General features: G+C 46.4%; 4 protein-coding genes. 1 reads left to right on the top strand and 3 read right to left on the bottom strand.

Features of this window, described 5'->3' with window-relative positions; translation table 11 throughout:
* A partial coding sequence (locus tag C7B77_RS26455) for an anthranilate phosphoribosyltransferase family protein (protein WP_342761378.1) occupies positions 1-1,054 on the top strand: 1,054 nt, incomplete at its 5' end.
* Positions 1,055-1,276: 222 nt separating this feature from the next.
* On the opposite strand, the gene C7B77_RS26450 is transcribed toward C7B77_RS26455, so the two are convergent.
* The 3 genes from C7B77_RS26450 to C7B77_RS26440 form a co-directional block, all read right to left on the bottom strand.
* A complete protein-coding gene (locus C7B77_RS26450) occupies positions 1,277-2,698 on the bottom strand; it encodes a serine/threonine-protein kinase (protein WP_106312029.1) in 1,422 nt (473 codons plus the stop codon).
* 124 nt (positions 2,699-2,822) lie between these two features.
* Entirely contained in the window at positions 2,823-3,161 is a 339-nt protein-coding gene (locus tag C7B77_RS26445; protein WP_106312026.1) for a type II toxin-antitoxin system PemK/MazF family toxin, read from the bottom strand.
* A complete protein-coding gene (locus C7B77_RS26440) occupies positions 3,155-3,394 on the bottom strand; it encodes an AbrB/MazE/SpoVT family DNA-binding domain-containing protein (protein ID WP_106312023.1) in 240 nt (79 codons plus the stop codon). Before C7B77_RS26440 ends, C7B77_RS26445 begins: the two co-directional genes overlap by 7 nt.
* Positions 3,395-3,441: the final 47 nt, after the last annotated feature.

Here is a 3,441-nt window from a genome sequence, read left to right as displayed (position 1 = left end):
CTCCCAACAGATGAGCGATCGATTTCGGAAATTCGTCCAAATAATTGGCAGTGGGCCTCACACCGGGAAACATTTAACTCGTGAGGACGCCGCAGAAGCCATGGAGATGATGCTGTTAGAAACAGCCACTCCCGCCCAAATTGGTGCATTTTTAATCGCACATCGGATCGTTCGTCCGACGGGAGCAGAGCTGGCGGGAATGCTAGATACTTATGCTAAAATCGGCCCACAATTGCAACCCGTCGCCAGTCACGATCGATCGCCTGTAATTTTTGGCATCCCTTACGATGGTCGATCGCGCACGATGCCGCTCGCGCCGCTAGTCTCGCTGATTCTGACGGCAGTGGAGATTCCCGTTATTTTGCACGGCGGCGATTGGATGCCGACTAAATATGGGACGCCGCTGATCGACATTTGGCAGGAATGGGGCATCGATTGGACGCAGATGTCTCTCGATCGAGTCCAGCACACCTTCGCGACGACGGGTTTGGGCTTTATTTATACGCCGACTCATTTCCCCGCTGCTGCGGGACTGACGCCTTATCGCGATCAAATTGGCAAACGTCCCCCGATCGCCACGTTAGAGTTAATGTGGTGTCCGTATGCTGGCGATGCACATTCGATTTTTGGTTACGTCCATCCGCCTACGGAGCAGACGGCACTAGTCGCCGCAACGCTGCGCGATACGCCGCACAAAATTACGACAGTTAAAGGTTTAGAAGGGAGTACGGATTTGCCCCGCGATCGAGCCGTAATTATCGGCGTACATCGAGCGGGGCAAGATTTAGAGCGGATTTTCTTACATCATTACGACTACGGTTTGAGCAATGTCAATCCCCCCCTACTTACAAACCCCGAAATGATGGCAGAATTTGCGCTGGTGTTGGCAGGTAAACCTTCAAATCTGCTCGATTCTGTGCTATGGAATGCTGGGTTTTATCTGTGGCATTGTGGCGGAGCTAGCGACATGGCTGCGGGCATGAAATTGGCACGAGAGTTATTGACTAGTGGGGCTGTCAGCAAGCAATTGGAGCGGATAAAAGAGTCGATCTAAAATCGAGCTTGTTCCGATGTGGTGTCGAACAATTTTGATTTTAATCGCAAGCGGTTAACGCTCCGAGCTAGTACTCGATGGCATAAGTAAAGCAACCATTGCCCATACTCTACCTCTACTCTCCCAACTCCCAACTCCCAACTCCCAACTCCCAACTCCCAACTCCCAACTCCCAACTCTTGCCAAAATAGTACTAGGATTTACACCGCTCGGTACTAGAGTTTACCTACTTCTTTTAGCTAACATTTCAACGGCTAGATCTTGCCACTCTTGACGGAGTTTCTCATCTTCAGGTTTTATGGTAAGCGATCGACCGTTGAGTTCGGGATGTTTGGCATAAAACTCGCGATCGACTTGACGATAAAATTTAGCTGCGGGAATGTTGAGTTGTTTGAGTTTTTGGTTGAGATCTTGTTGGCGTTCTTGGACGGATGGCTGAGATTTGAAGGGATTGGGAATAGAATTTACGACGCTTGTAGTGGCATTATTAATTTGTTTGGTAATCGCACCGATCGGATCGTTAGCCTGCACCCATTTTACGACACCACTAACGGCCAAGATCGTTAAAAAGGCAACACTCATTACTTTAGTGACTTGCCGAGCAGGTTTTTTCCACTCGTTGGGATCTCTCGTCGGTAGTTGCGTGGTTGTGGGTGCGACAGAAGTATTGCTTCTAGGACTAATTTCGATCGTTTTGAGTTGCGAGATTTTATTGTTGTGATTAATCGGCGTGGAGTTATTAGTTGAAATAACAGTCGGCACGGAATTACTCTGTGCATGATGATTGGCAACCACAGGTAAAACTGCTAATACTTCCGCCACCGATTGATAGCGATGTTGCGGATTATATTTGAGCAATCGATCGATTATCGCACCGAGTTCGGGACTGATGGTGGCATATTTACGCCATTCCCAGCTTGCTTCGGCGGGATTGTAAATTGTGTTGGCATCTTTGCCAGTAAGCAAGGTCAGGGCGGTAGCACCGACGGCATAAAGATCGCTCGATGGCGACACTTTCCCCCGCATCATTTGTTCTTCTGGTGCGTAACCTTGCTTGCCAATTCGCGTTTCGACTTTGGCATGACTAAACTGATAAACGACAGTAGCAGCAACCTCTTTGACGCAGCCAAAATCGATTAAAATTGGCAATCGATCGCGATCGCGGTAGATAATATTATCGGGTGAAATATCGCGATGAATGACACCGAGTCGATGAATATAATCTAGAACTGGCAATAACTTATGTAATAGTTCGATGACTTCGCCTTCGCTAAAGACCCGATTTTGGCTGAGGCGGTGGTTCAACCGCTTGAGATAAGTTTCGCCTTCAATATAATCTTGGATCAGGAATAGCGATTCAGATCCACCTCGATCGACTCGTAATAGTTCGCGAAAAGCTGGAATTTGAGGATGTTGCAGCTTGTATAAAACACCTGCTTCGCGCTCGAACAATTCTTTTGCTTTAATTAAATCATCTTTGCCGCTGACTTGCGGGACAAATTCTTTGAGAACGCATTTTTCACCAAACTTATTGCGATCGATCGCTAAATATGTCCGTCCAAATCCCCCGCGTCCGAGTTCGCGCACGATCTCATACCGATTGCCCAATATATTACCTGGCGTGAGTAAAGATGACTCTATCATACAAAAGAAAAGGGATGAAAATTGCCTAAGATATTACCTGGTGTGAGTAAAAATGCGCTCGTACAAAAGAAAAGGGCTGAAAAAATAGCGATCGCTCCTCTGCTTAAAAGTAAAGATCGATCGGCTATCCAATAAGTGCCTGCAATTTAGCAGTTACTTCTGCCATCGTCTCTGTTGGCAGAGACTCCACGTACTTAACCTGACGTTCTATCCAGTCAATTGTTTTGACTTGAAACGTTAGAATTACACCATTGGTAATTAACCCATCTGGTAAAATCACTTCTAGATTAAAGCCTTTAATCTTGCTAGTAATCGGGCAAGCTAAAGCCAATCTGGTGGCTTGATTGAACTGTCGATCGGTGATAATTAAGGCAGGACGATAACCCGCTTGTTCTTTACCTAATGTTGGGTCGAAATTTAGTTTTACGATCTCGCCCCGTGCCGGAATATATGGGGTTACCATGCTTCTCTACCGACAGGCTCGCCCCAATCATATTCTCCACCGATGAGTTCGGGTGTAACGCCAACTAGCAGTTCGTCGAGTTGATATTTCTTTTGAATGGGCGAAATAACAATTTTGTTATCGACGACATCGATATTTACTGGCATACCAGCAGTAAATCCGACTTGATTAGCAACGGGTTGAGGAATTCTTACGCCCAAGCTGTTGCCCCATTTATTGACGATAACAGTCATATTAGTTTTCCCTTGTTTATCCTAAGTATATCCCATTTTGGTAATTT

The sequence above is a fragment of the Chamaesiphon polymorphus CCALA 037 genome (genome assembly GCF_003003845.1).
Classification (GTDB): domain Bacteria; phylum Cyanobacteriota; class Cyanobacteriia; order Cyanobacteriales; family Chamaesiphonaceae; genus Chamaesiphon; species Chamaesiphon polymorphus.
This window is presented reverse-complemented; position numbering and strand designations above follow the sequence as displayed.

Excerpts from the sequence above, each read along its gene's own strand:
- C7B77_RS26450 (WP_106312029.1), bottom strand. The coding sequence starts at position 2,698 with ATGATAGAGTCATCTTTACTCACGCCAGGTAATATATTGGGCAATCGG.
- C7B77_RS26445 (WP_106312026.1), bottom strand. The coding sequence starts at position 3,161 with ATGGTAACCCCATATATTCCGGCACGGGGCGAGATCGTAAAACTAAAT.
- C7B77_RS26440 (WP_106312023.1), bottom strand. The coding sequence starts at position 3,394 with ATGACTGTTATCGTCAATAAATGGGGCAACAGCTTGGGCGTAAGAATT.